Source organism: Psychromonas arctica, assembly GCF_038155225.1.
In the GTDB taxonomy this organism is placed as follows: Bacteria; Pseudomonadota; Gammaproteobacteria; order Enterobacterales; family Psychromonadaceae; genus Psychromonas; species Psychromonas arctica_B.
In genome coordinates, this window is record NZ_JBAKBA010000013.1 from 44,033 (window position 1) to 68,386 (window position 24,354).

Below are 24,354 nucleotides of genomic sequence, written 5' to 3' on the forward strand. Positions count from 1 at the left end.
CTTTTTACTTCTTTCATAATTGCAGGAAACATAAGTTTATCATGTACAAGAAAAAAGTACTAAAGCGGACATTTAATTTTTTATAATGATTTTAGATATACTTGAATAGTTTCTGCTAAACCTTCAGCTGCAAGATATGGCACACCATTACCGATGGTTTTAAACATATTTGATAGTGTCATCGTTGCCGGAAAACAAAACTCTTTAGGTAACGACTGTATAGCCAAAGATTCCGCGGCACTTAAGCGCCGGTCTTTATACGGGTGGAGGTGTACTTCATTATTTCCATAGGCAGCAGTTGGTGAGTATCGCCATCTATGTAAACGTTTGAATGATTTTTTACTGTCATCCCCTTCCAAAATAGTTTTGAAACGTTGCATAGATTTAGGTTGAAAATGATGTTTTCCGTTAGGGTGATTATTAACATCATTTCTGTTAAACCAATGTTCAACAGTCAACTCATGAAACTTAGTTAAAATTTGAGGGCACTCTTTTTTAGAATTTTGCATATATTTTTCATGTCTCGGCCATATGCTTTTGTCTAAAACGATATTTTTATCGAACTTTATTTTATCTTCCCAATCGAATTTTTTTTCTAGTTCTACGGCGCTAATATTTCCCGCTCGGGATTTATGAATACCAAAGAGTAATATACGATCTCTGTCTTGAGGTACTCCGTATTCAATGCAGTTTGTGAGACGGTCTGTCAGTATATAACCTGCTTTTTCTAAACGAACTTTCATTTCATCGTAAAAAGCCCGATGCTTTACTGTTCTCCAAAGTCCTTTTACATTTTCAAATAAAAAAAAGTCTGGTTTATTATTAATAATTGCATCTATATAAACTCGGCTTAATTTACCATTTTCACCTTCTGAACCTTTATTTTTACCTGCAATAGAGAAATCTGGGCAAGGTGGCCCACCAATAAAACCCACTAAAGAGTCAGCTTTTGCCTTTTCTACTAAGTCCTGTAGCTCTCCAGCCTTTTCTCCGGTAACAAAATCTTCAATGCTTCCTAAAAAATGACCATATTTAGGGTCAGGTAATCCCATTACTTTTCTTGAATATTTATATGCTTCTAAAAATGGTTTGTGAAATTCATTTACAAAGCGTACATCGAAGCCTGATAACTCAAAGCCTAGATCTAAAAATCCACTTCCAGAAAAAAATGAAAATATAATGGGTTTATTTTGAGCAGACAAATATGAGCCTTAACAATTAAAAAATAAAATTAGTAGGGCGATCATATAGGAATATTCTATTAAATTCTTATATGAAAGCCTACAACTGGCTTTTTAAGTTATTTATTTTAGTTTTTATACATCTATTAGAGTAAAACTTAACAAAAAGTTAGCGGTATTAATATTTGGGCTAATAAGTTAGAGTTTTTCATCTGACTAACTTTTACTTCTTTAAAGGTGTTACAAGATATTCATTAAAATGAGACTCGTTTTATGGTTACTCATAAATTGAATAAAGAGAATAGCTGAGCGCTATTCTCTTTCTACACATTTTTAAGGTTGTTTGTATAACGCTAGTATTTTATCTGACCTCCAATGTCTTGCAATATCAATACAGGAAACTCTTCGGTTATCCTGAGGATTAACGCAAGAATCGCTTATATCACCACCTGCTTTAGCCATCACATAAAAGAGTTCATCTTCATTAAGCTCTGCTGCCATCATTAAAGGCGTGTAACCTTGTAATGCAGTATTATGTTTTGCATTAGGATTAGCACCTTGTTGGATAAGAAATAAGGCAATCTCTCTAAAAGCATTGGCGGTAGTATGTTCTTTGATATTCGCTTGCATCATATTTTTAGCTATTTGAGAATATTTTTGAAATAAAGGGGCTTTTTCTTGTTCTGCAATAACTCGCTTTAACTGTGTTAAATCATGGGGAAGTAAACCTGCTGATTGAGCCCTTACTGATTGTATATTTAATGTTGAATATTTCATGTCTTCAGCGAGTTGTTCGGGTATATGAGGTCTTGTGTGATGAATCATTAAACTAGGGGCTGTTGATCTTTGCCGTTCGAATTTTGTTCAATCCAGCACGTTTTGATCACGGCCAGTAAGGTGTAGCTTAGTGATTCTAAGCAAATCTTGCCTAACGAAGAGCATAATAATCCTGAGGACAGTATTTTTTGACAATTTATAATGCTTTTTCGCTTATTTATGTGGAACAACCACATTACATAAGCTCAGATCTGTATAAATAGTCAACAAATTGCTGTAAAAACGAACTCGAAAGATCAACAGACCCTAATACATGTAAACAATGATGTTTCATCTCCGACGTCATGACGTTGATCGATTTTTGCTCCAAGCTCTACGACTTTTTTGACAATATCCAAGCGGCCTGTTTGTACAGCACAGCCTAAAGGCGTTAATTTTTTCTTCAACGTGACCGCATTTACTGATTTTTCGTTGTGTGGTAAAGCAGCTATCAGGTCAAATTTTGTTGAGAGCATTGAATTCAATGGTGTAAGGTTTACTTGCATATCTTGCACTGCCATTAATAAGGCTGATTCATTAGAGGAAGAAAGCTTATTAACATCTGCACCTGCTTCGATTAGCTTTTTCACTGCTTCAATATCGTCTTGCATTGAAAAATAGACAATCTGAGGCATTTTTTTAATTAATCCTCCTTTCATGCCAACTTTAAAGGTTTTATTTGGGCTACGTAGGTCTAGTTGATGTGCTGATTCATCTACAGCTCAAAGGCCATAATTAGGTTGTAATAATGGAGGGTAAACGGCATCTGGGAAAAACGATTCTTTAGTAAAGAATGATGTAAAGTCTTTAGCATAAGCGCTAATTTCCCAAGATTCGATATCTTCTTGTTTTTTCTTGTCCTCTGCTTTATTACTTCCCGTAGGTGAAGCGTCAATTCCAAATATAACTGCCATTCTTCTTAATTTATTAATAAAGACTTTATCGGGTTGAGGGGAGCGACAAGCAAGCATTAATGACTCTTGAATAATGCTCTTCATATTTTCACCTTGGCGATATATAACACGATCAAATGTTAATTTATAATTTTCTAAGGCATCACTTAAATGTCCTTGGTGTAAATTAAAGCGCGCCAGCATCCAGTAATAGTAATAAGTTGCTTGATCATTTTGATCGAGCTTATCTAATTGAATTTTTAATTCAGGAAGTGATTTTTCACAATAGGTTTTGTCTTGTAAGGTTTTTGGTTCTCTTAAGCGTAGTTTTTCAAACAGGTTTAAACCCATTATGCTTGTATCTTTATATTTAATGGTTTCACTACGCAATAAACTCATTAATTGTTCTTGGAAGCTGCGGTCTAATGCTGCGGGGCGTAATGAGCTAATTAAGTCTAAATCACAACTTTCATCTCGGTAGAAAAAGTGGTCCCAAAAGCGTGCTGTAATCAAACGGGCTTTGAATGTGCCCCAGCTATTGCCATGTTGCCACTCTTTACCTAAAGCTGCGATGCTAGTGATATCTGGTAATTCATTACCTTCATTTAAAGTCCATAACCTAAAGCGATCTTTTTGTTCTTTTGTGCACTTACCTTCAAACTCGCACCATTCATTACTTCGTCGTAAATTTTTAAATGTATAATCAAGCATGGTTTTGCCACTTAATGCCATTGCTTGTGGTGTTGTTCTCATCCCATCTAAGCAACCTGTGCAAATGCTGCTTATTGAAAAAGACATAAAATATTGATTAATAATAGCTTGTGATTTTTCTGCGTTAACGCCATCTAGTGGTATTGTAGTAATAACATCAAGATAATATTGAAATACTTTTTCTACCTCTTTCATTATATGATCAGCAAAATATACATTTACATATTGAGTCAATGGCTTGTGTATTAATGCTACTTTTAATTTTTCTAATTGCTGTGGAGCAATCTCGTTATGCTTACATGCATCATCAATTTCTTTTCCTGCCAAAGATTTAGTGCCTAACCCTTTAGAGAATTCTCGAAGCAGATGCTGAATGGTAAAATAAGGTGTTTTAATTTTCATTATTTCCATACCTGACGTTGTGTATCTTTTAAAAAATTACGGTAAGCTCGTCTATCACTCGGAGAACCGGGAATAGTCATTTTAAACCCACTAGGTGAGCGAAGCGAACCATGTTTTGTTCCGCGTTGATATCGCCAATTTTTTTTAATTAAACTGCAAACCAACTTGTGGATGTCTTTATCGCTGCTATATTTACGCATAAAAAATAAGAGCAGCCTTAAGGTACTAAGGCTGCTCTTTCTCCTTTATTTACTGTTTTTAGCAGCTGAAGATTGAGCTCTTGCAGCAAAACTGCCTTTTATGACTTGCCCTCCATTTGCCTTTGCTTGCGAACTTTGAATTCGCGCAGCTGCAGTTGGAGTCATTGGTGTTGATTGGTTCGATTTTGAGTTAGACATAATATTTCCTTTAAAGGTTGATTGAACAGGAAATATATTTAATCAATTACATCGATTGAATGCGGCATTGTAAGTGGAGAGTTTTTTATTTTTTTGCACAAGAAGGCTTAAGTGGAGTTATATGTATAGATTTATCTAAAAACTATACATTAGTTAAATGATATGTATAGATTTCTCATTTATATATTTATTGTTAGCGGTACCGGTACCGGTTATTGGATCCTGTCGATTTCGTCAAATATGAAGGCAGCCAACCAATGAATATCACATGGAAATTAAAACATCCTATACCAGCATATTTTTTGCAAGTCGCAATGATTATGTTGTTGTATATAATAAGCGACTTGCAAAGTGTTCTCGTAGAGGTTGTAAATGACTACAAATTCTACTTGTCTTTTTTATTTACTAATCTATCAAATTAACACGTTCAGTGAGTGTGCTGGGTTGTCGGCAAACAAGGACTTTACCATGTCTTACTGACCATAAAACCTCTCCCTGACGACGTATGACTTCAAGGTCATCTTCACCTTCTAGGATAATGAAGTTGGCTGGCTTGCCTATTTCAATACCGTAACGTTCTGAGATATTTAGTGTTTTTGCACTGTTGTCTGTAATTAGATCTAAGGCTGTGGCAAGATCTTCATATCCCATCATATGGCAGGCGTGTATGCCGCAATCAAGAACACGTAAAAGTTTGCCATTGCCTAAGGTATACCAAGGGTCTTGAATTGAATCTTGAGCGAAACAAACATTCATGCCTGCATCGCGAAGCTCTTTGACGCGTGTGATACCGCGGATCTTAGGATATGAATCGAAGCGACCGTTGAGGTGTAAGCTTTCAGTGGGACAAGAAACAAAGTTAATCTTAGACATTTTTAATAAACGGAATAGTTTATGGCAGTATGCATTATTGTATGAATGCATAGCAGTCGTATGGCTTGCGGTAACACGATGTCCCATTTTTTTTTCTAAGGCAACCGTAGCTAATACTTCTAGGAATCGCGAAGCACCATCATCGATTTCATCACAGTGAACGTCTACTAATTTATCGTGTTTTTCTGCTAATTCCATTATCCATTGCATTGACTCTACGCCGTATTCACGGGTGAATTCAAAATGCGGAATACCACCAATAACATCAGCACCTTCTTCTAGTGCTTGTTCCATTAATTGTTTACCGTTAGGGAAAGATAAAATTCCTTCCTGTGGAAAAGCGACGATCTGTAATTCAAGGTAAGGAGCCAGTTTTTCTCTAAGTGCATGAATTGCTTTTAATGCTACTAAATCAGGGTCGGTGACGTCTACATGAGTACGTATATATTGCACTCCATTTGCTAGTAATAATTCGACTGTTTTTAATACACGATCTTGTACATCTTGATGATTGAGCATGGGTTTTCTTTCTGCCCAACGTTCAATTCCTTCAAATAGGGTACCGCTCATATTCCAGTTTGGCTGCCCAGCAGTTAATACTGCATCCAAATGGATATGCGGCTCTATGAATGGGGAGCATAAGAGGTTCCCTTTTGCATCAATATCTGCCTCATCCATGTTTACTGTTTCGTTTTGAATAGTCATGTTAGAAAACAGTTTATCTTCACAAGTGATGGTATATAAATTTGGTTTCCCACGTAAACGAGCGTTAACTATTTTCATTTTTCTTCCTATCAATTGTGTTTTATAGATGATGATTGATTGTCAATGGGGCTGTCTAAGATCAGTCGTTCCATTACCAATGCATTTTGTAAACATAAACGTTGCTGTGCATTGCTCAAACTATTGCCAGTGAGCTGTTCAATTTTATTTAATCGGTTAGTTAGTGTGTTGCGGTGAATATCTAGTAATAGAGCTGTTTTTCGTGTTGAACCTAGTTGTTCAAAATAACAGCGCAGCGTCTTTTTTAGTAGATTGGTTTGTGGCGTAGTGCAGTTGTATAAACCGCCTAAATTCTGTTGGCAAAAAGTAGCTAGCTTGTCATGATCGTCAACACCTGAAAAAAGTTGGTTTATGCCTAAATCGCGGTAATGTACAACATAATTTCCTGCTTGATAAATGGCGAAATCAACACTTTGCCTTGCTTGTAGTGCAACGCGACGAAATGCGTTTAATCCTGTTCCTTCACTGACTCCAATATTGCAACTAAAGCCTTGTTTATCCATAACCATGTATAAATTTTGCCATATATCTAACATATTAATGTGATTATTTGTATCGCAAGGCAATGAGAGTAACCAACCTTGGTGATACTCCAATAATGGAAATTCACTATTATGCTCAGAAAGAAATTGGTTAAGTAAGAATTGACCGCGACTAAGATCGCCTTTTTGTTGCAGTCCTGGTGTGATCACCGCTACCGAAAAAGAACCAGTTGTGTTGATGCCAAATTCTACTGCTTTTATTAAAGTTATTTCTGCGGGTTGTTGACTTTCTAATAGATGTTGCATCAACCATCTTATTGATTGGTAGGCAAGGTCAGACTTAATGATTGAGTTAGATAATAATTCCGTTACTTTAACCATTGGTAACGAGTAAGGTTGTTCAAAAACAGGGAACCCTTGTTGGTCAGCAAACACAATGAGTTCTTCTGCAATCGAGGTGATAAAAGGGGAGTGTGTTAGAATCACTAACCCACTCGCATCTTTCATTTTTGCTAGTCTAATAAGTTGTTTAAAGTCTTCAGTTTGCCATTGCCAATTTAAGCCAGTGACAAAAATTAGTTCGCCCCCGTATATCCAGTTACTGATATCACTATTCTCGGCAATATAAGGCCAACGAATAATGTTATTTTCTCCTTGGAATCCTGCCCTCAAAGTGATTTCCTCTAACCCAGATATAAGCGGTAACGATTGTACTTTAATCATAAATTAAGCTCTTTGTTGTACATTTTCTTTATTTGAGTTGATGTATAGAAACAGACTGTAAGACAATGAAGCAACAATAATACCAACCAGTGGTGAAATCCATGGTGATAAATAAGCCGCAGTAGAACCTATAACATATGCTGATAGGCCCATCATATTATATTGTGGTAAGTTGACGTCTGATAATGATGGCATGTTGCCACGATAGCGTACCCAAAAATCTGTCATGATGATTGCACCAATGGGAGGAATAAAGGTGCCCAATAAAATAAGGAATGGGATCAACATATTGTACATGCCCATTATCGCCATAATAGTACCCAGAGCAGCACCAATAACCGTGATTAACTTGCGTTTTTCGGTACGAAATAGATTACAGCCAGCGGCAGCAAAGTTATAAATAGTATTGTCTTGGGTTGTCCATATATTAGCAAATAGCATTAATACTGCTGCTATCATAAACCCTTGAGAAACTAATACGTCGACGATATCTGATTGTTGGTAAACTAAAGCGCCAAAGGCGCCAACGAATACCATTAAACCATTACCAATAAAAAAAGCCGCTAACGTTGAAAAGATAGCTACTCTACCTGTTTTAGCAAAACGACTCCAATTGGTTGCTTGCGTACCCCCACTGACGAAAGTACCGAAAACAATAGTTATTGCCGCTGCGACAGACATGCTTTCAGTAGGTTGTTTTATAATTAATTCACCGATACCACCCACATCAATGACACCTTTATAAAAGCATAAACCAATAAAAAATAACATTAATGGAACTGATATTTTTGACAGTAGCTCTAATGCTTTATAACCAATGGTGGCACTGATACAAAAGCCGAAACCAAATAACACCATTAAAGGGGTTGTCCATCCTTGAGGCAGCTCTAATAATTTAACCAACACGATAGCAAGTGTTGCTGTTCCCCATGCATACCAACCTATTTGAGTAAATCCTAAAACAAAATCTGATAATTTACTGCCTTGCAGTCCAAAACTATAGCGACCCAACAATACTGTATTCAAACCTGTTTTATAAGCAATATATGCAAGGCTTGCAGCGTAGGAGCCCAGTAAAAGGTTACCGAGTAAAATAATACCTAATAGCTCATAAAAACCAAAGGCAGTACCGAGGTTACCGCCAGCCCACATAGTAGAAGTAAAGAAGGTAAATCCTAATAATACTGACATCATTGACCATAGACTTTTACGTTGATCTGCGGGCACTGCACTTAGGGGGAAATCATTTGTATTTTGCATTTTTTACTCCTTGTTAAAAAACAGAATGTTAGTAATGACTAAGCAATGGTTAATAAGTAATTAACAACATCTGTGCCAGTTTAGTAAACAAAAAATAGTTGCAATAATATTGTGCAATAAAGCATCAGTCAGCATCTCTTTGTGTACCAGGTGCACAAGTGAGTTTTTTAATCTATTTTCTTAAAAAGATTTAATAAACAGTTGCGCACCAAAGAGTGCAATAAATGCTTTAATTTTGTGCGGTTAATCTTGATTATTTAACTATGCAGGAAGGTATGAACAGACCGGTATGAATGAAATGACTGTACATTAGTGAATGTGATGACTTAAATAAACAGTATTTGAGCGATTAAATGTTAATGCAACGGCAGAGTATACCGACTCTATGAATTCCATTCATATTTTTGCAGTAGATTATCCGCTGTCTAATGTTGACGTTATCCACGCGCAATTAACTGTTGGTGAAAGCTGATCAAATTGGTTTATTAGTGGAAGTAGTTATTCAATAGTTTGCGATTTTAGTATTCATCCTTTTAATACCTGTTATGTCACTATCCTCACGGTAAAATGATAATGAATTTAATGTGGATTAATGCTAACAATTAACAATTAACAATTAACAATTCATTAATCGGTCTCATGTGCTTTATTCTTATGGCGAACTACTTTTTTAAACAAGCACACCTTACTTAGTCTTATCTGTGATCTACCTTTTAAAATGCTTATAAATTGAGCAAAACTAATTATTAATAGTAATTAAAAGAACTTAATCACAAAAATGTAACCGCTTTCTGTAACCGGTTACATTTTAGTATTAGATTAAGATGTAGATATAAATATCTGATAGTTTTTTAATTATTCAACCCAATAAAAGGTAAATCTTATGACTAAAATTCTACTTTGCTGTGCTGCTGGTATGTCAACCAGTATGGTTGTTAAAAAGATGCGTGAATCTGCTACTAATAAAGGTATTGAAGTTCAAATTGATGCTATCGGTTTGGAAGAGTTTGATTCACATCTTGCGGAATATGATTGTTTTTTATTGGGTCCTCAAATCAAATATAAATTAAATGATTTTAAGATTAAGGCTGATCAAGCAGGTAAGCCGATCGCTGTAATTAACCAAATGGATTACGGCATGATGAAAGGCGAAAAAATCTTAGCTGACGCATTAGCGATGATTAATTAAAGAGGGCTATACAATGTCTAACAAATTTTTTGAATTTTTAGAAAATACGTTAACGCCGATCGCTGGTAAGTTCGCTGCTCAAAGGCATATTTGTGCTATTCGTGACGGATTTATTGGCGCAATGCCTTTTATGATTGTAGGTTCCTTTCTCCTCGTATTTGCTTTCCCACCATTTTCACCAGAAACCTCTTTTGGTTTTGGTCAATGGTGGCTAGGGTTATCTAAGCAGTACTTTGGTGAGATCATGACGCCCTTCCATATGACGATGGGCATTATGTCCTGTTATATCTGTACTTGTATCGCTTACAACTTAGCAAAAACCTACAAACTCGATGGTTTATCAATAGGTATGTTAGCGTTAATGACGTTTTTATTAATTTCTGCGCCGATGGAAGAGGGGGCACTTCCTGCCTCATATCTAGGAGGTACAGGGATATTTACTGCCATTATCATCTCAATTTTAGTGACAGAATTAGCTTATTTCCTTCATCGAAAAAACATTGGCTTTAAAATGCCAGAGCAAGTGCCAGATAAGATTCGTGAGTCATTTAATTTATTAATTCCTGCATTGATTATCATCTTAACCATTTATCCAATTAATTTATTAGTACAGCATGAATTCAACTTGATTATCCCAGGTGCAATCATGGCAGTGTTCCAACCTTTAATCTCTGCATCTGACACGCTCCCGGCTATTTTGTTAGCGGTATTAGTTGCACACGTGCTTTGGTTTGCAGGCATTCACGGAGCTGCGATTGTTGGCGGTATTATGGCACCGTTCTTCCTTTCTAACTTAGGTGCAAACCAAGAAGCATTAGCGGCTGGTATGGAGTTACCACATATTTTTATAGAATCATTCTGGTCTTTCTTTGTGACCTTGGGCGGCTCTGGGGCAACATTTGGCTTGGTATTGATGTATTTACGCAGTAAATCAGCTCACCTAAAAGCCATTGGTAAATTAAGCTTAGTACCTTCCATATTTAACATTAATGAGCCAATTATCTTTGGTACACCTTTTGTGATGAACCCAACTATGTTTATTCCGTTTGTTTGTATTCCGATGGTCAATGCGACTATCGCTTATTGTGCAGCAAGCTGGGATTTAATTGGTAAAACGATTTCATTAGTACCTTGGACTGCTCCTGCGCCAATCGGTGCTGCGTGGGGTGCAGGTTGGCAGATTAATAATGCCATTTTGGTATTCATTCTTATCGGGATCAATATGGTGCTTTATTACCCATTCTTCAAAATTTACGAGAAACAACTTATTGCTGAAGAAACAAAAGAAAGTGAAGCAAACGCATAAGTGTTAATCGTACATTCTCAATTTTATATTATTAAGGAGCTACTGCCCTGTAGCTCCTTAATAAGTCGCGGGGTTTTATGATGGATTTAGAAATGACGGTGATGGAGTTAATCATCAATGCCGGTGAATCAAAAAGTTTAGCAATGCAGGCCTTGATGTCAGCAAAGAAAGGCGAATGGGCTGAGGTTGATAGTTTGCTCGCGGAGTCGACAGAAGCGTCAAAACGAGCACATAAAGTACAAACAGAACTAATTGGTTTGGATGAAGGCGAAGGTAAGGTACCAGTGAATTTGATTATGGTACATGCCCAGGATCATATTATGACAGCTATGTTAGCGCGTGAATTAATTGAAGAGATTATAGATATTCATCGCAAATTAAAGTGATTATCTATGTAGATCGTAACAGCACAGTTATTTATTAATAGTTAAGTATTAAATGATGAGGAATGAACATGCAAAGCAAACATCTTAACGGTTTTCCAAGTGATTTTTTCTGGGGCGGTTCTACTTCAGCTTATCAAGTTGAAGGTGCATGGGACGAAGATGGCAAAGGCCCATCAGTGATTGATATGGGCAGAGTTGTGGAAGGCACAACAGATTTTAAAGTGGCCAGTGATCATTACCATCGTTATAAAGAAGATATCGCATTATTTGCAGAATTAGGTTTGAAAGCGTATCGATTTTCTATCGCTTGGACACGAATATTCCCAAGTGGTGAAGGAGAAGTAAACTCCAAAGGCATTGATTTCTATAATAATTTAATTGATGAATTAATTGCTAATGGTATTGAACCAATTGCCACTATGTATCATTTTGATTTGCCTTATGCTTTGCAAGAAAAAGGCGGATGGTCGAATCGGGTAACGGTGGAAGCTTTTGCAACTTACAGTAGAACCTTGTTTGAAGCCTTTGGAGATCGCGTTAAATATTGGCTGACAATTAACGAACAAAACATGATGATTTTGCACGGCGATGCATTGGGTACTAAGCATGTAGATGCAAATAATCCGATGAAAGACCTGTATCAACAAAACCACCATATGCTGGTGGCTCAGGCAAAAGCAATGTCGCTTTGTCATCAATTATTACCACAAGCAAAAATTGGCCCAGCGCCTAACATCTCAGTTATCTACCCTGCTTCATGTAAACCTGAAGATATATTAGCTGCGAATACTTTTTCTGCTTTGCGTAACTGGTTGTATTTGGATATGGCAGTTTATGGTCGTTATAACTCAACGGCATGGCGCTTTTTAGAAGAGCGAGATGCGACACCAACTATTACATCTGGTGATATGGAAATACTGGCTAAGGCAAAACCAGACTTTATTGCTTTTAATTATTACAACTCGCAAACCGTCGCACAAAGTGCGGGTGATGAAAGTGATATCAACTCTACGGGCGATCAACAAATCACTATCGGAGAGATTGGGGCTTACAAAGGCGTTGAAAATAAGCATTTAGTTAAAAATGAATTTGGATGGGAAATAGATCCCGTGGGCTTTCGTACTACGATGCGTGAAATTTACGAACGCTACGCATTACCACTGATTATTACCGAAAATGGTTTAGGTGCTTTCGATAAGGTGGAAGCAAACGATGAGATCAATGACGATTACCGTATTACCTACTTACAGCAACATATTGAGCAAGTGCAGTTAGCGATTAGTGATGGTGTTGAAGTCTTTGGTTATAGCCCTTGGTCAGCAATTGATTTAATTAGTACGCATCAAGGTTGTTCAAAACGTTATGGCTTTATTCATGTTGACCGCGAAGAGTTTGATCTTAAGGCTTTAAAACGCAGCAAGAAGAAAAGCTTTTACTGGTATCAATCATTGATTGAAAAGAATGGCTTATAAGTAAGTCATTCTTATTAATCTACACGGTGAGCGTTTATAACTGCATTATTTCTCATCGTTTATTGAATTTTTAATACCAATAGCATTCAGTCCATTATGTCTATTTTATGCAAAGTAAGCTTTAAACAGCAAAGTAGCATAATGGCTGACTGTGATTGGTATCACTAGGAATCTATTATGAAGTTTGCACATGATTTTTTATTTGGTGCTGCCACCGCTTCTTATCAAATTGAAGGGGCATGGGATCAAGATGGTAAAGGTCCAACTAATTGGGACGAATTTACAAAAATACCAGGAAAAACTTTTGAAGGCACAAATGGTGACGTTGCCATTGACCATTATAACCGCTATCAAGAAGATATCGCTTTAATGGCTGAAATGGGCTTAGAGTCGTACCGTTTTTCTATCTCTTGGGCGCGAATTTTACCGACGGGTACCGGAGAGATTAATCAAAAAGGCATTGATTTTTATAACAATATTATCAATGAATGCTTAAAGTATGGCATTGTGCCTTTTGTGACGCTTTACCACTGGGACTTACCGTTACCTCTAGAGAGAAAGGGCGCATGGCTCAACAGAGAAACGGGTGAAGCCTATCTTAATTTTGCCCAAATTTGTTTTGAAGCATTTGGCGACCGTGTCAAAAACTTTATCACTTTTAATGAAACCTTCGTATTTTGTAATTTAGGTTATTTAGCGGGTGCACATCCACCAGGCATTCAGAATGACCCTAAAAAATATTTCCAAGCCATTCATAATGTTTTCTATACGCATGCACAGACTGTCATCGCTTATAAAAAGTTGAATCAATTTGGTGAAATTGGGTTAAGTCATGTCTTCAGTCCAGCTTTTAGTGTGGATGACAGTGAAGAGAATCATTTTGCCACAGAGCATGCTAACCAATTTAATTTAAACTGGTTTTATGATCCGATTTTACTGGGTAAGTATCCTGAATACGTTGTTAAACAATTAACGACAGAAGGTAATGTGCCTGATTGGACTGAAGCTGAATTAGCTGTAATAGCAGAAGCTGCGCCACTCAATGATTTTATGGGGCTTAATTATTATCAACCAATGCGTGTTGAAAAAATCCAAGGTTACGTTAAAGAACATGTTATCACCCGCGAAAATTCAACTGGCTCGCCAGGTAACCCAAGTTATGATGGCGTGTACCGTACGGTTAAAATGGCTGATAAAAAATATACTAAGTGGGATTGGGAAATTTCGTCTCAAGGTTTTATCGATGGTTTAGATAACCTGAAAGCACTTTATGGCGATATTAAACTATATATTACTGAAAATGGTTTAGGTGATGAAGATTCGATTATTGAGGGTGAAGTCTGCGACATTCCGCGTATTCGCTATATTGAAGAGCATTTAAGCGCAGTGAAAACGGCAATAAGCCGTGGCATACACATTAAAGGTTATTACGCTTGGTCAGCAATTGATTTATTAAGCTGGTTAAATGGCTATAAAAAACAATATGGCTTTATTTATGTGGACCATAAAAATAATTTAAAACGTGAGAAAAAAGCGTCATTTCATTGGTATAAAAGTGTGATTACTAACCGTGGCGAAGATCTTTAAAAAAACATATTTTGTTTATCAGCCTATTATCAGGGAAGATAGTAGGCCTTTTTAACTGCTTAAAACCGACCTAACTGGCATGACTGATTCTCTTTCAATGAGTTGCCCTTTATATTGGTAAGAATGCGTTGCTTTGGTTTCATCACACAAAGTAATCGCTAACTCTACCGCTTGCTTGGTCATATCTGCAATAGGTAATTTTACCGTGGTTAGTCTTGGCGTGAAGAATTCTGATACAGGATCGTTGTCTATGCCAATAATGGATACTTGTTCTGGGACTTGTATACCAGCTTCAGTCAAGGCTCTTAATGCACCTAGCGCCATACAATCATTAAAAGCGATAATGGCGGTAAATGAGACTCCATCATTGATCAGTTCTTTACAGGCTTGATAACCACTTTTCATATCATAGACGCCATGTTTGACCAGCTTCTCATCAAAATTGACACCAAGTTGCGCTAATGAATACTTATAACCATTAAGTCGTGCTATCCCCGTTGGGTTCATCATATGACCTGTAATACAAGCGATTTGGCGATGTCCGTTGTCCAACAAATGACCCATCATTAATTTAATGGCGTCTTCTTGTTGAAAAGATACAGAGTGGAAAAGTTGCTCAGGTAGATCTCGATTAATAACAACAATAGGAATGGTTAATTGTTGATGTAAACGCTGAATATGATCATCTGTTAGGGTACGGCTATAAAGTACCACTGCATCGCATTGTGCCTCTAGTTGCATGATAACTTCATATTCATAATCAGGATCATTATGACCATCGGTAACAATCAACTGTTTTTTAGCAAATTCAGCGCTGGCTGCGGCTTGTTTGAGTAGTAAACCGAAGTGAATACCGTCAAAGTCAGATACAACGAGTCCAATGGTGTGAGTTTTATTGGTTGCTAAGGCTTGTGCTAATCGATTAGGTCTATAACCTAAAGATTGCATGGCAGAAAATACTTTTTCTCGAGTTGATTCTTTAACTTGTCCTGTGCCGTTGATTACTCTCGACACCGTTGCTTTAGACACATTTGCTAATTTACATACGTCCAGAATAGTACTCATTTATCTTCCTACTTTACACCGATAATAATGGATAACGCTTAGGTTTAAATGTGAATAATACAGTATAAGTATTTTCAATGTAACCGGTTACTTTTTTATAATTGAAATGTGATTTAATGCGAAAAGACAAGAAGGGAAGGGGGTGAGTGGGATAAAAGAAGCTTATGGAGCCTGTATTTATTGTTAAATCTAACGATGACATAACCTACGTAGTGTTATGTATTATTAGAATAAGCTTTGATTGATATTGTTTGTTTAACGGGCAGTGAAACAAGCCCCATGATTGGGCTTTATATTAATTTGTGAGTGAGTTATCGGTAGGTTAAGTTTGTTATTAACGTGACTAGTTAGTTTTTATAACTGAGGGGGTGGGAATGCTTGGGGGCGAGGCTAAATAGTATGTATTTTTAACGTTAAGATTAAGTTACTTCCCAATAATGATTTACTCAATGAGTGGGAAATAACTTAGTTTGTCTGCTAGGTGTCACTGATCATGGTTGAAGTAATTTCAGCGTTATTTTTCTTCAATAAATGAAGAATTAAAGCGGTGATACACCCCATAATTTACTATATTCCTTGCAATGGAACACTAACGTTTTATATTTGCTAAGGTCTACATCAGCAGGTATTTCTATGCGACTTTCACCTTCAAAGCTGCTAATTATTTTAATAAAAACACTACCGTCAGTCGCATTATCGCCATTCACTGCTGAACTAGCTTTCGGTGATAAAAATATTTCTACATCTGGACCTTTTGTTGCTTTGAAATTATTTGCTAATTCAATATAGTGCTTTCCATTTTCTTCTACGATTTTCCAATCGCCAGCTAATGATTTTTTACCCCAAGATGAAAATCCTGCGCTTAGTTGTCCGCTTGTAATGACACCATCAGCAGCAACAGCATGTTGTATTCCACCAAGTGAAACTATAAGCAGGGATAATACGAGAACAATTTTCTTCATAATAAGTTTCCTGTGTTTTATTTAGGCATAGGTGTTAATTAGTAAACAACTTTTTTATAACACGAGCAAAGTGCGATAAGAAAGTTTTATCATAATAGTTTAAATAAGTGGATGTGTCATAAGACTCGATTGATTTAGATAAAAGATTACGAATAATTTTATTTATAACTTAACCTCAATTCTGGTTAATGAAAGCGAAATTATATTTAAAATCATAAGGTTATACTTTTTACTAGTCAGTGCCGTTAGTTTTGCGTAGTTCAAGGCGAATTATTGAAATAATAACGGGTTATTGAGAGATAATTTAACGTAGGAATCCGCAGAAATAGCGGGTTGTATCGCTTTGCTTATCCAGAACTGAGGCAACTTAAGATAATAATATATGTTATTTATCAGAGGTCTCTAGATATGAAAGTTTATGCTTTTACTTCTTAACGCCATTAGCTCTTAAAGATAATTAGTCATGACACACGGTATTCGATAATAAAGTGGATAGCGAGTTTATAGCTGCTTGATCCACTCTATCATTTACCGTTAAAGGTATTAACGAAGCCAGTTTGTTTTACTGAGTTCGACTATTTCATTACCTTTGCCATTAATTAACGCTTTCATCATGTAAACGCTAAAGCCTTTGGCTTGTTCAAATTTAATTTGTGGTGGCATGGCGAGTTCTTGTTTTGCTGTTTCTACTTCAAGTACTACGGGGCCTGGATGTGCCATCATTTCAGCCATGGCTTGTGGTAATTTTTCTGGATCGCTAACGTTAATGCCTTTTAAACCACAGGCCTCTGCAATTTTTGCAAAGCTTGGGTTGTCTAAGTCGGTATCATCTGACAAGTAGCCGCTGGCTTTCATTTCCATGGCCACAAATCCTAATGAACGATTATTATAAACAACGATTTTAATCGGTAGGTTGAGTTGTTTTAGGGATAAGAGGTCACCCATTAACATTGAAAAACCACCATCGCCGCACATTGCTATTACTTGTCGGTTACGGTCTAGAGATTGTGCGCCCATTGCTTGTGATAAGGCATTTGCCATTGAACCATGATTAAATGATCCAATTAAACGACGTTTGCCATTCATAGTGAGATAACGTGCTGCCCACACTGTTGGTGTACCAACATCACAGGTAAAGATAGTATCGCCAGCGGCTTGCTCATCGAGTAAACGAGTTAGGTATTGCGGATGGATTAAATTATGCGATGTTTTACCACTCGCCAATAAATCTAAGTCTTTTCTCGCTTCTTTATAATTCTTCACACATTTTTTTAAATGAGAGTCAGCACGATCTTCTTTAATATGCTCGAGAAGTGAAGCAACGGTGTTTTTAGTATCGCCCATCACACCAAAGTCTATTTGTACATGTCGTCCTAGTGATGCAGGTTGACTATCTATTTGTAAGATAGTGCTTTTTTCAGGGTAGAAAGCGCGGTAAGGGAAGCTAGTACCTATCATCAATAACGTGTCAGCTTCTTGCATGGCATGGTAGCCCGATGAAAAACCGATAAAGCCGGTCATACCAACATCATAAGGATTATCGTATTCAAGGAATTCTTTACCGCGCATAGCGTGAACGATGGGGGCTTGTAATTTAGCTGCTAAAGCAACCACTTCATCATGTGCCTCTTTACAGCCTGCACCGCATAATAAGGTGACTTTTTTGCTGCTGTTTAAGTGAGTTGCTAGCGTTTTTATATCGGCTATATCAGGCGTATAAGTTGCAAGCTTAGGTACGTTCCATTTGGCCTGGGCAGTTTCAGGCATCGCTTTTAGTGCCACATCACCGGGTAGAACAAGTACGCTAACATCATTGTGTAAAATAGCTTGGCGCATTGCTGTTTCTAGCATGTAAGGCATTTGTTCTGGATTAGAGACTAATTCACAATAAACACTACATTCTTTGAATAATTCCTGCGGGTGAGTTTCTTGGAAATAATTCGAGCCAATTTCAGAGGAGGGGATATGGGCTGCGATCGCGAGTACGGGGACTTTATTGCGATGACAATCGAACAAACCATTGATTAAGTGTAAATTACCAGGTCCGCATGAGCCTGCACAAATAGCCAGTTCTCCTGATACATGTGCTTCTGAACCGGCGGCAAAGGCGGCTGCTTCTTCATGGCGTGTTCCTAACCATTCTATTGTGCCCATTTTTCGTAAACTATCACTTATTCCGTTGAGTGAATCGCCAGTTACTCCCCAAATTCGCTTTACACCAGCTTGTTCAAGGGTTTGAGTAATAAAACTTGCGATACTTTGACTCATATTAAGATGCTCCTCAGTATTAAATTTGTTTATACAATATATTGTGAGTGGTAGAGAAAATGATAAACATAAACGCTACATAATTATCATCCTCTTGAGAGGGGCTTTTCACAATGGTAGTGACGATATCTTTTGTAATGCTTTGTTATAAAAGTGGGTTTTTATATTCTTTTAGGGAATAAGTAGGGGCAAAAAACGAGATCTATAGCACAAAATTCTTATTTTAAAGCTGATTAGATTGGTTATTGCTGTTTGTTTAAATGCTTCAACATAAAAAATAATAGCGTTGTTACAAAAGGTTTTTATCAGTTCAAATGATGTTTTTTTAGTTGGAAAATTTAAATGATGTTATAAAGCATTAATATAATGCTGGTGGACTCATGTTTGTCTTTTTTGTTGTCTATTTTTCCTTTATATTTAACTTTCTTGTCGATTGTTTGAACAATCGGTGACCTATTTCCTTTCTTCTGAAAAGTACCGATCGTTAGTATCTGTTTAGGAGCATAAAGCCGCTAAAAAATAAGAGAATTGCCCCGTGATAATGACGATTAAACCTTTTTTTCTTCTGCTAATAAGCTGTTTTTTATTAATGACAGGTTATGGCTTGAGCAATATCTTATTGCCTGTTCGCATGCAGAATGATGGTATTAGTGTTGATAATATTGGTCTTGTGTTGTCGATGTTGTCAGTGGGATTCTTAGCGGGTTCATATTACAGCCGTAAGTTGTTACAACGAGTAGGGCACATTAGAATATTTGCGATGTGCGGTAGTTTAACGTCTGTGGCCATTTTAATTTCTGGTCTTTTCCCTGACCCTTATGTACTCGGTCTGATGCGAGTATTGACTGGTTTTTGTATTGCTTGTACCAATGCAACACTTGATAGTTGGTTAAGCTTTAGTGCGACGGAAAAAAATAGAGGAAGAATACTCTCTATTAACCAGATGGTATTAATGAGCGCCTTGTTTTCAGGGCAATTTTTACTCAGTGTTGCGCCTATTGATGGTATGGTTTTATTTGTTATCTCAGGTGTTTTATTCAGCTTGGCTATCACGCCTATTGTGATCAGTAAGCAGCAAGGGCCGATTATTGAAGACAGTGAGTCGATGTCTTTGATTACCATTGCAAAATTATCGCCTCTTGGTGTAGTAAGTTGTTTTTACTGTGGTTTGCTCTACGCAGGTTTACTGAATATGTTACCTATTTTTGCTAATGACCACGGTATTCAGAATCTTAATTTATCGATCTTTATGGGCTCGGCAATTCTAGGTGCCATCATATTCCAATATCCTATTGCTTATCTTTCTGATAATTTTGACCGTCGAAAAATCATGTTGGGCATGGTCTCAATGATTATTTTAGCTTCCTTAAGCATTCCGTTTTTAATAGCATTAGATATGTTTAATTTAACGCTATTTGCCATCGCAGTGATCACCGGAGTTGCGGCTTGTTTGTATCCGATGAGCATGTCGGAAACTTTTGATAAAGTATTAAAAACACAAATTCTATCGGCGATGTCCTCATTATTAGTTATTTATGCCTTTGGCAGTATTTTGGGGCCTTATCTTGCCTCGTTGACCATGAAATGGTTTGGTAGTGAAGCGTTGTTTTCTTTTATGATTATCGGTGCGAGCACTCTGTTAGTGTTTATTCTTATCCGTATGAAGCAACGCCCTGCATTACCGCAAGAAGATCAAGATAACTTCGTGATGCAGACACCTTCTGGTGCGGTTTCAGTGCTTGATCCACGTACAGACTACATTGAGCCAGTATTTAAACAAAGTGCAGAAGTAGATGTAGCGATTAGCCTTGCGACTAAGAACCCAGCTATTGCCGTTAATATGGCTAAAGCGTTGGCATTAAAAGACCCTCAAAATGCGTCACATTTAGCGGCGGCTCTAAGTACTATTGATGAAATTAATATTGGTAAGCTATATGCGGCGATTACAACAGCAGCACCTGAAATGGCTGTGCATATTGCTGAAGCATTAACGACAGCATCTCCTGAACAAGCGGAAGAGTTAGTTGATTGGATAACTAATGATCATCCTGAACAGTTAACCAGTATTATTGTTGCGATTGCAAACTCAATGCCAGACAACGGTATTGGTGTGATGGAGTTTGCAGCTGAGAATATGTCAGGCAATGATCCTGAAGAGTTGTTGAAAATGACGGAGCAATATATGACTGAATTTTCTGATTCTTTAGATGAAATGCGCCCGGTAGATAGAAGCGCAGCAGAATCTGAACAAACAGCGACTGAGTTGTATAATCGTTTAAGTGATGTATCGCCTGAGCATTCTGCTGAGATTGCATTAACTGTTTCTGAAGCGTTGCCTGAATCTTCTAATATGGTTGCAGAAGCCTATGTGAGTAACTTAATTGAAGGTGAAAATGAGCAGGAAGACAATACAGATTCAGCTGAAAATATCGAAGAGGCGGTTAACGATTATTTATCTCAAGTCGTAGAGAATATGCCCGAATACGCGGTAGACGTTGCTAGTACCTTTATTGATTCTGTGCCTGAAGTCGCTTCTGAAATGGTTGAGTTATTGCAAGATGCAGAAGCAGTTGATAGCGGCGATTTAAGTGCGTCAATTGATGATAAACCAGAAGAAAATTCGATAGAAGAACAATTATCAGATGCAGTGGAAACGCAGAAGCTTGATAGTTAATGGTTTTATTATTTAAGGTTTATTCATACCAATCTAAGTAATTATCTCGTCATTTATGCTTGTTAAAATGAACCCTAGCTTCGTTGTTAATTTTGTAATGAGAATAGCCAGTTACTGTAATCAACGCCTTGCTATGATCTATTTTTTCTAACACCTAAATAGATCATTTATTTATCCAGATTGGGATAACTTAGTTTTTTTTAATAAACCATTAAGACATTGATTTAACTACCTTCCTAGAGGGTAGGAATCAAATAAATAGCCATCGAAGTTTTCATCTTCTACATCAGATAATGAAAGTAGGGTGGTTTTTACATTCTCTAAATGATCCCACATCGCTTTTTTAGCGGTTACTGCATCTTTCTTCTGTAACGCGGCTAAGATTAAGGCGTGGTCATTTAACCATGTTTGTCGGTAATCTTTAGTATCAATATGTGCATGTAATTGTGCCCACATTAAACTTTCTTCTCGTATTCTCCACATCAATTTGACCATATCCACTAGAAAAGTATTCTTTGTGGCTTCTGCAATCAAGATATGAAAATCACGATCGTATTCTTCGTTACTATTACCTGTTTCTAATGCTTCTTTTTCTTTTTCGAGCACTTTACGCATTGCGCTGATTTCAGATTTAGTGATTTGATGCGCCGCAAACTCTACGATATTACTTTCTATTAGTTGACGTGCCTGTAATAGCTCAAAAGGCCCGATATCGGTACCTGTTAAACCTGAAAAGGCAGATAGCATTGTTGCATCAATTGAATTGTTCGTGTCATTTTGAGGAGTATTATCGGGCTGTGGTAAGTTGATAACATAAACGCCAGAGCCTTTACGCACTTCTACTAAGCCTTCTATTTCTAGCATAATAATAGCTTCACGAATCACCGTACGGCTAACACCATAGGATTCAGCAATATCACGCTCTGTTGGTAAACGATCGCCAACTTTATAAATATTTTGAGATAACTGGTCTCTTAATTCAGTACCAATGACCACATAACGTCGAGTGTTAGGTGACTGTGATCCCGCGTGATTAATAGACATGTTAATAGTTTCTCTGTTAATTAAATTTGAACTGAATAGTGTATAGAAAAACCAAAATAACTCTATCTATTTCAATATTGAAGGAAAGAAATGAGAGCTTAGCTTTCCTGATTTTTTTCCTATAAATCAACCTAATGGACTTAAAATATGAGTAACAAGAAAAAACTGAAAAGGCCTTTCAGCTAAGCCTTCTCAGTTTTTGCGTTTTGTTTAATGTTAACCATCTTTTTTATAGCATTGAAATAGCGTGACAAGCACCTTTGGTATTAACAAACATATAAGCTTTGGTTAAGGTGTTTACAAATTCTGTGTTCAATAATAAAGAAGGGTCAAAAATACTTTCAATTGAAAGGAAGGCTTTAACGCGTTCTATTGGGTCAATATGATTAGCATTAATGGCACAAAACGTTTTAGCTAATGGATCTTTTACATCAATGGCGTTACCTCGCTCATCGATGCCTTTTACATAGCGCATCCAGCCAGCGATGGCGATTGCAATCCATTTATAATCACTACCATTTTCTAAATGATATTTGAGTGACGCACCAAATCGTTGTGGTATTTTTTGACTACCATCCATCGCTATTTGCCATGTTTGGTGTTTTAACGATGGATTAGCAAAGCGCAGAATCAGTGAAGACGCATAGTCTTCTAAGTCAGTCCCTTCTGGCATCTTTAGCGTAACAGCCTGTGCTTTTAACATCATATCAAAGGCTGCATTTCGGTATGCTTGGTTGGTCATGGCATCTGAAATGTGAGTATAGCCACCAAGGTAACCTAAATAGGCAAGAAATGAATGTGTGCCGTTAAGCATTCTTAATTTCATTTCTTCAAATGGGACAACATCCTTAACAAATTCAGCCCCTGCTACATTCCAGTCAGGTCTACCTTGAATAAAATTATCTTCAATAACCCATTGGCGGAAAGGTTCACAAGCAACTGCACAAGGATCGTTGGTACCGACTAGCTTTGCTATTTCAATGAGTGTTTCGGGTGTTACTGCGGGTACGATGCGATCCACCATAGTACAAGGGAAGCTTGTGTTATCTTCTATCCATTGTGCAAGTTGTGTATCTAATAATGTGGCAAAACCTAATACAGCTGCTTTAGCTACGTGACCATTTTCTTGTACATTATCACATGACATAACAGAAAAACCTTTGAGCCCTCGCTGCTTACGTAAGCGCAGTGCCTCAACAATATAACCAATCGCTGAATTAGGTTCACTTGGGGTTTCTAAGTCATGGATAATAAGTGAGTTAGTTGGGTCTAGCTGACCTGTTGAATGGTCTACACAGTAGCCTTTTTCTGTAATCGTCATAGAAACAATGGCGACTTGCTCTTCAGCCATTTTTTCAATGATCGCCTGTTTACTATCAAGCTTAGGATGGAGAGATTCTTTGATCGAGCCGACCATTTTAATGATATTTTCATTAGCGCCTTTTTCAGCGACTAAATAGCGATGATTTTGTAAACGGAGTTTTTTAATGATTTCACTACCACTAAATAAGTTAACTTCGCAAATACCCCAGTCAGATTGTGTTTTCTCAAGCATTTCATTGGTATATAAAGCTTGATGAGCACGATGAAAGGCACCAAATCCAATATGCACAATACGTGTTTTTAACGTAGCTTGGTTAACTTGGCTATCGATAATGGTTGTTTTTAAAGGTGGCTTTGTGATTGACATAATTTCTCCAGGATTCATCAACATAAGTAACAAATCATCTATTTGACTGAACTAAGGTTTTATTCTTAATGTTCGTTATTAGGTATTTAATTTAAGTAATAAGCTCTACGGTTACATTAAAACACTTCAATATTAGATCATAAGTGGTAGAGCAATACCGCCCTTATTGGTATGCAATCTATATTATTT

Annotated in this window: 19 protein-coding genes; 6 read left to right on the top strand and 13 right to left on the bottom strand. The window is 37.0% G+C overall.

Annotated features, from left to right (window positions below; genetic code table 11):
- Window positions 1-80: 80 nt before the first annotated feature.
- The 8 genes from V6255_RS07460 to codB all read right to left on the bottom strand — a co-directional run bounded on the left by V6255_RS07460 (window position 81) and on the right by codB (window position 8,522).
- Window positions 81-1,202: a DNA cytosine methyltransferase gene (locus tag V6255_RS07460; RefSeq protein WP_341627580.1), complete on the bottom strand. Its 1,122-nt coding sequence runs from the start codon at window positions 1,200-1,202 to the stop codon at window positions 81-83.
- Window positions 1,203-1,514: 312 nt separating this feature from the next.
- A complete protein-coding gene (locus tag V6255_RS07465) occupies window positions 1,515-1,958 on the bottom strand; it encodes a hypothetical protein (RefSeq protein ID WP_341627581.1) in 444 nt (147 codons plus the stop codon).
- Window positions 1,959-2,254: 296 nt separating this feature from the next.
- Window positions 2,255-2,632: an ankyrin repeat domain-containing protein gene (locus V6255_RS07470; protein WP_341627582.1), complete on the bottom strand. Its 378-nt coding sequence runs from the start codon at window positions 2,630-2,632 to the stop codon at window positions 2,255-2,257.
- A gap of 87 nt (window positions 2,633-2,719) precedes the next feature.
- A complete protein-coding gene (locus V6255_RS07475) occupies window positions 2,720-4,003 on the bottom strand; it encodes a hypothetical protein (protein WP_341627583.1) in 1,284 nt (427 codons plus the stop codon).
- Window positions 4,004-4,248: 245 nt separating this feature from the next.
- Window positions 4,249-4,401, bottom strand: a complete 153-nt coding sequence (locus V6255_RS07480) for a hypothetical protein (RefSeq protein WP_341627584.1) — start codon at window positions 4,399-4,401, stop codon at window positions 4,249-4,251.
- Window positions 4,402-4,806: 405 nt separating this feature from the next.
- Entirely contained in the window at window positions 4,807-6,057 is a 1,251-nt protein-coding gene (codA, locus tag V6255_RS07485) for a cytosine deaminase (RefSeq protein ID WP_341627585.1), read from the bottom strand.
- A gap of 11 nt (window positions 6,058-6,068) precedes the next feature.
- Window positions 6,069-7,262: a PucR family transcriptional regulator gene (locus V6255_RS07490; RefSeq protein WP_341627586.1), complete on the bottom strand. Its 1,194-nt coding sequence runs from the start codon at window positions 7,260-7,262 to the stop codon at window positions 6,069-6,071.
- Between the two features lie 3 nt (window positions 7,263-7,265).
- Window positions 7,266-8,522: a cytosine permease gene (gene codB, locus V6255_RS07495; protein WP_341627587.1), complete on the bottom strand. Its 1,257-nt coding sequence runs from the start codon at window positions 8,520-8,522 to the stop codon at window positions 7,266-7,268.
- An 883-nt stretch (window positions 8,523-9,405) separates the two neighbouring features.
- On the opposite strand from codB, the gene V6255_RS07500 reads away from it, so the two are divergent.
- From V6255_RS07500 to V6255_RS07520, 5 genes are all read left to right on the top strand, one after another.
- Window positions 9,406-9,711: a PTS sugar transporter subunit IIB gene (locus V6255_RS07500; protein WP_137297467.1), complete on the top strand. Its 306-nt coding sequence runs from the start codon at window positions 9,406-9,408 to the stop codon at window positions 9,709-9,711.
- Window positions 9,712-9,724: 13 nt separating this feature from the next.
- Window positions 9,725-11,017, top strand: coding sequence for a PTS sugar transporter subunit IIC (locus V6255_RS07505; protein ID WP_341627588.1), 1,293 nt, complete (start codon window positions 9,725-9,727; stop codon window positions 11,015-11,017).
- Between the two features lie 77 nt (window positions 11,018-11,094).
- Window positions 11,095-11,403, top strand: coding sequence for a PTS lactose/cellobiose transporter subunit IIA (locus V6255_RS07510; protein WP_137297465.1), 309 nt, complete (start codon window positions 11,095-11,097; stop codon window positions 11,401-11,403).
- Window positions 11,404-11,471: 68 nt separating this feature from the next.
- Complete coding sequence (locus tag V6255_RS07515; RefSeq protein ID WP_341627589.1) at window positions 11,472-12,875, top strand: glycoside hydrolase family 1 protein; 1,404 nt, start codon at window positions 11,472-11,474, stop codon at window positions 12,873-12,875.
- Window positions 12,876-13,052: 177 nt separating this feature from the next.
- Window positions 13,053-14,462: a glycoside hydrolase family 1 protein gene (locus V6255_RS07520; RefSeq protein WP_341627590.1), complete on the top strand. Its 1,410-nt coding sequence runs from the start codon at window positions 13,053-13,055 to the stop codon at window positions 14,460-14,462.
- 51 nt (window positions 14,463-14,513) lie between these two features.
- Here V6255_RS07520 and V6255_RS07525 read toward each other — a convergent pair whose 3' ends face one another.
- From V6255_RS07525 to poxB, 3 genes are all read right to left on the bottom strand, one after another.
- Complete coding sequence (locus V6255_RS07525; RefSeq protein WP_341627591.1) at window positions 14,514-15,527, bottom strand: LacI family DNA-binding transcriptional regulator; 1,014 nt, start codon at window positions 15,525-15,527, stop codon at window positions 14,514-14,516.
- A 539-nt stretch (window positions 15,528-16,066) separates the two neighbouring features.
- Window positions 16,067-16,489: a DM13 domain-containing protein gene (locus V6255_RS07530; protein ID WP_137297461.1), complete on the bottom strand. Its 423-nt coding sequence runs from the start codon at window positions 16,487-16,489 to the stop codon at window positions 16,067-16,069.
- Between the two features lie 543 nt (window positions 16,490-17,032).
- Window positions 17,033-18,757, bottom strand: a complete 1,725-nt coding sequence (gene poxB, locus V6255_RS07535) for a ubiquinone-dependent pyruvate dehydrogenase (RefSeq protein WP_341627592.1) — start codon at window positions 18,755-18,757, stop codon at window positions 17,033-17,035.
- A 541-nt stretch (window positions 18,758-19,298) separates the two neighbouring features.
- Between poxB and V6255_RS07540 the strand changes: the two genes are divergently transcribed.
- Window positions 19,299-21,431 (top strand): MFS transporter, encoded by a 2,133-nt coding sequence (locus V6255_RS07540; protein WP_341627593.1) that lies wholly within the window; start codon window positions 19,299-19,301, stop codon window positions 21,429-21,431.
- Between the two features lie 228 nt (window positions 21,432-21,659).
- On the opposite strand, the gene V6255_RS07545 is transcribed toward V6255_RS07540, so the two are convergent.
- Complete coding sequence (locus V6255_RS07545) at window positions 21,660-22,475, bottom strand: FCD domain-containing protein (protein ID WP_341627594.1); 816 nt, start codon at window positions 22,473-22,475, stop codon at window positions 21,660-21,662.
- 229 nt (window positions 22,476-22,704) lie between these two features.
- Window positions 22,705-24,165 (bottom strand): fructuronate reductase, encoded by a 1,461-nt coding sequence (locus V6255_RS07550; protein WP_341627595.1) that lies wholly within the window; start codon window positions 24,163-24,165, stop codon window positions 22,705-22,707.
- Between the last annotated feature and the right edge of the window lie 189 nt (window positions 24,166-24,354).

What these genes read in the sequence shown, in the direction of transcription:
- V6255_RS07490 (WP_341627586.1), bottom strand. Translation starts at nt 7,262, where the DNA reads ATGATTAAAGTACAATCGTTACCGCTTATATCTGGGTTAGAGGAAATC.
- V6255_RS07525 (WP_341627591.1), bottom strand. Translation starts at nt 15,527, where the DNA reads ATGAGTACTATTCTGGACGTATGTAAATTAGCAAATGTGTCTAAAGCA.
- V6255_RS07505 (WP_341627588.1), top strand. Translation starts at nt 9,725, where the DNA reads ATGTCTAACAAATTTTTTGAATTTTTAGAAAATACGTTAACGCCGATC.
- V6255_RS07475 (WP_341627583.1), bottom strand. Translation starts at nt 4,003, where the DNA reads ATGAAAATTAAAACACCTTATTTTACCATTCAGCATCTGCTTCGAGAA.
- V6255_RS07510 (WP_137297465.1), top strand. Translation starts at nt 11,095, where the DNA reads ATGATGGATTTAGAAATGACGGTGATGGAGTTAATCATCAATGCCGGT.
- V6255_RS07470 (WP_341627582.1), bottom strand. Translation starts at nt 2,632, where the DNA reads ATGCCTCAGATTGTCTATTTTTCAATGCAAGACGATATTGAAGCAGTG.
- V6255_RS07540 (WP_341627593.1), top strand. Translation starts at nt 19,299, where the DNA reads ATGACGATTAAACCTTTTTTTCTTCTGCTAATAAGCTGTTTTTTATTA.
- V6255_RS07515 (WP_341627589.1), top strand. Translation starts at nt 11,472, where the DNA reads ATGCAAAGCAAACATCTTAACGGTTTTCCAAGTGATTTTTTCTGGGGC.
- codB (WP_341627587.1), bottom strand. Translation starts at nt 8,522, where the DNA reads ATGCAAAATACAAATGATTTCCCCCTAAGTGCAGTGCCCGCAGATCAA.
- V6255_RS07500 (WP_137297467.1), top strand. Translation starts at nt 9,406, where the DNA reads ATGACTAAAATTCTACTTTGCTGTGCTGCTGGTATGTCAACCAGTATG.
- V6255_RS07545 (WP_341627594.1), bottom strand. Translation starts at nt 22,475, where the DNA reads ATGTCTATTAATCACGCGGGATCACAGTCACCTAACACTCGACGTTAT.
- V6255_RS07520 (WP_341627590.1), top strand. Translation starts at nt 13,053, where the DNA reads ATGAAGTTTGCACATGATTTTTTATTTGGTGCTGCCACCGCTTCTTAT.
- poxB (WP_341627592.1), bottom strand. Translation starts at nt 18,757, where the DNA reads ATGAGTCAAAGTATCGCAAGTTTTATTACTCAAACCCTTGAACAAGCT.
- V6255_RS07480 (WP_341627584.1), bottom strand. Translation starts at nt 4,401, where the DNA reads ATGTCTAACTCAAAATCGAACCAATCAACACCAATGACTCCAACTGCA.
- codA (WP_341627585.1), bottom strand. Translation starts at nt 6,057, where the DNA reads ATGAAAATAGTTAACGCTCGTTTACGTGGGAAACCAAATTTATATACC.
- V6255_RS07550 (WP_341627595.1), bottom strand. Translation starts at nt 24,165, where the DNA reads ATGTCAATCACAAAGCCACCTTTAAAAACAACCATTATCGATAGCCAA.
- V6255_RS07465 (WP_341627581.1), bottom strand. Translation starts at nt 1,958, where the DNA reads ATGAAATATTCAACATTAAATATACAATCAGTAAGGGCTCAATCAGCA.
- V6255_RS07530 (WP_137297461.1), bottom strand. Translation starts at nt 16,489, where the DNA reads ATGAAGAAAATTGTTCTCGTATTATCCCTGCTTATAGTTTCACTTGGT.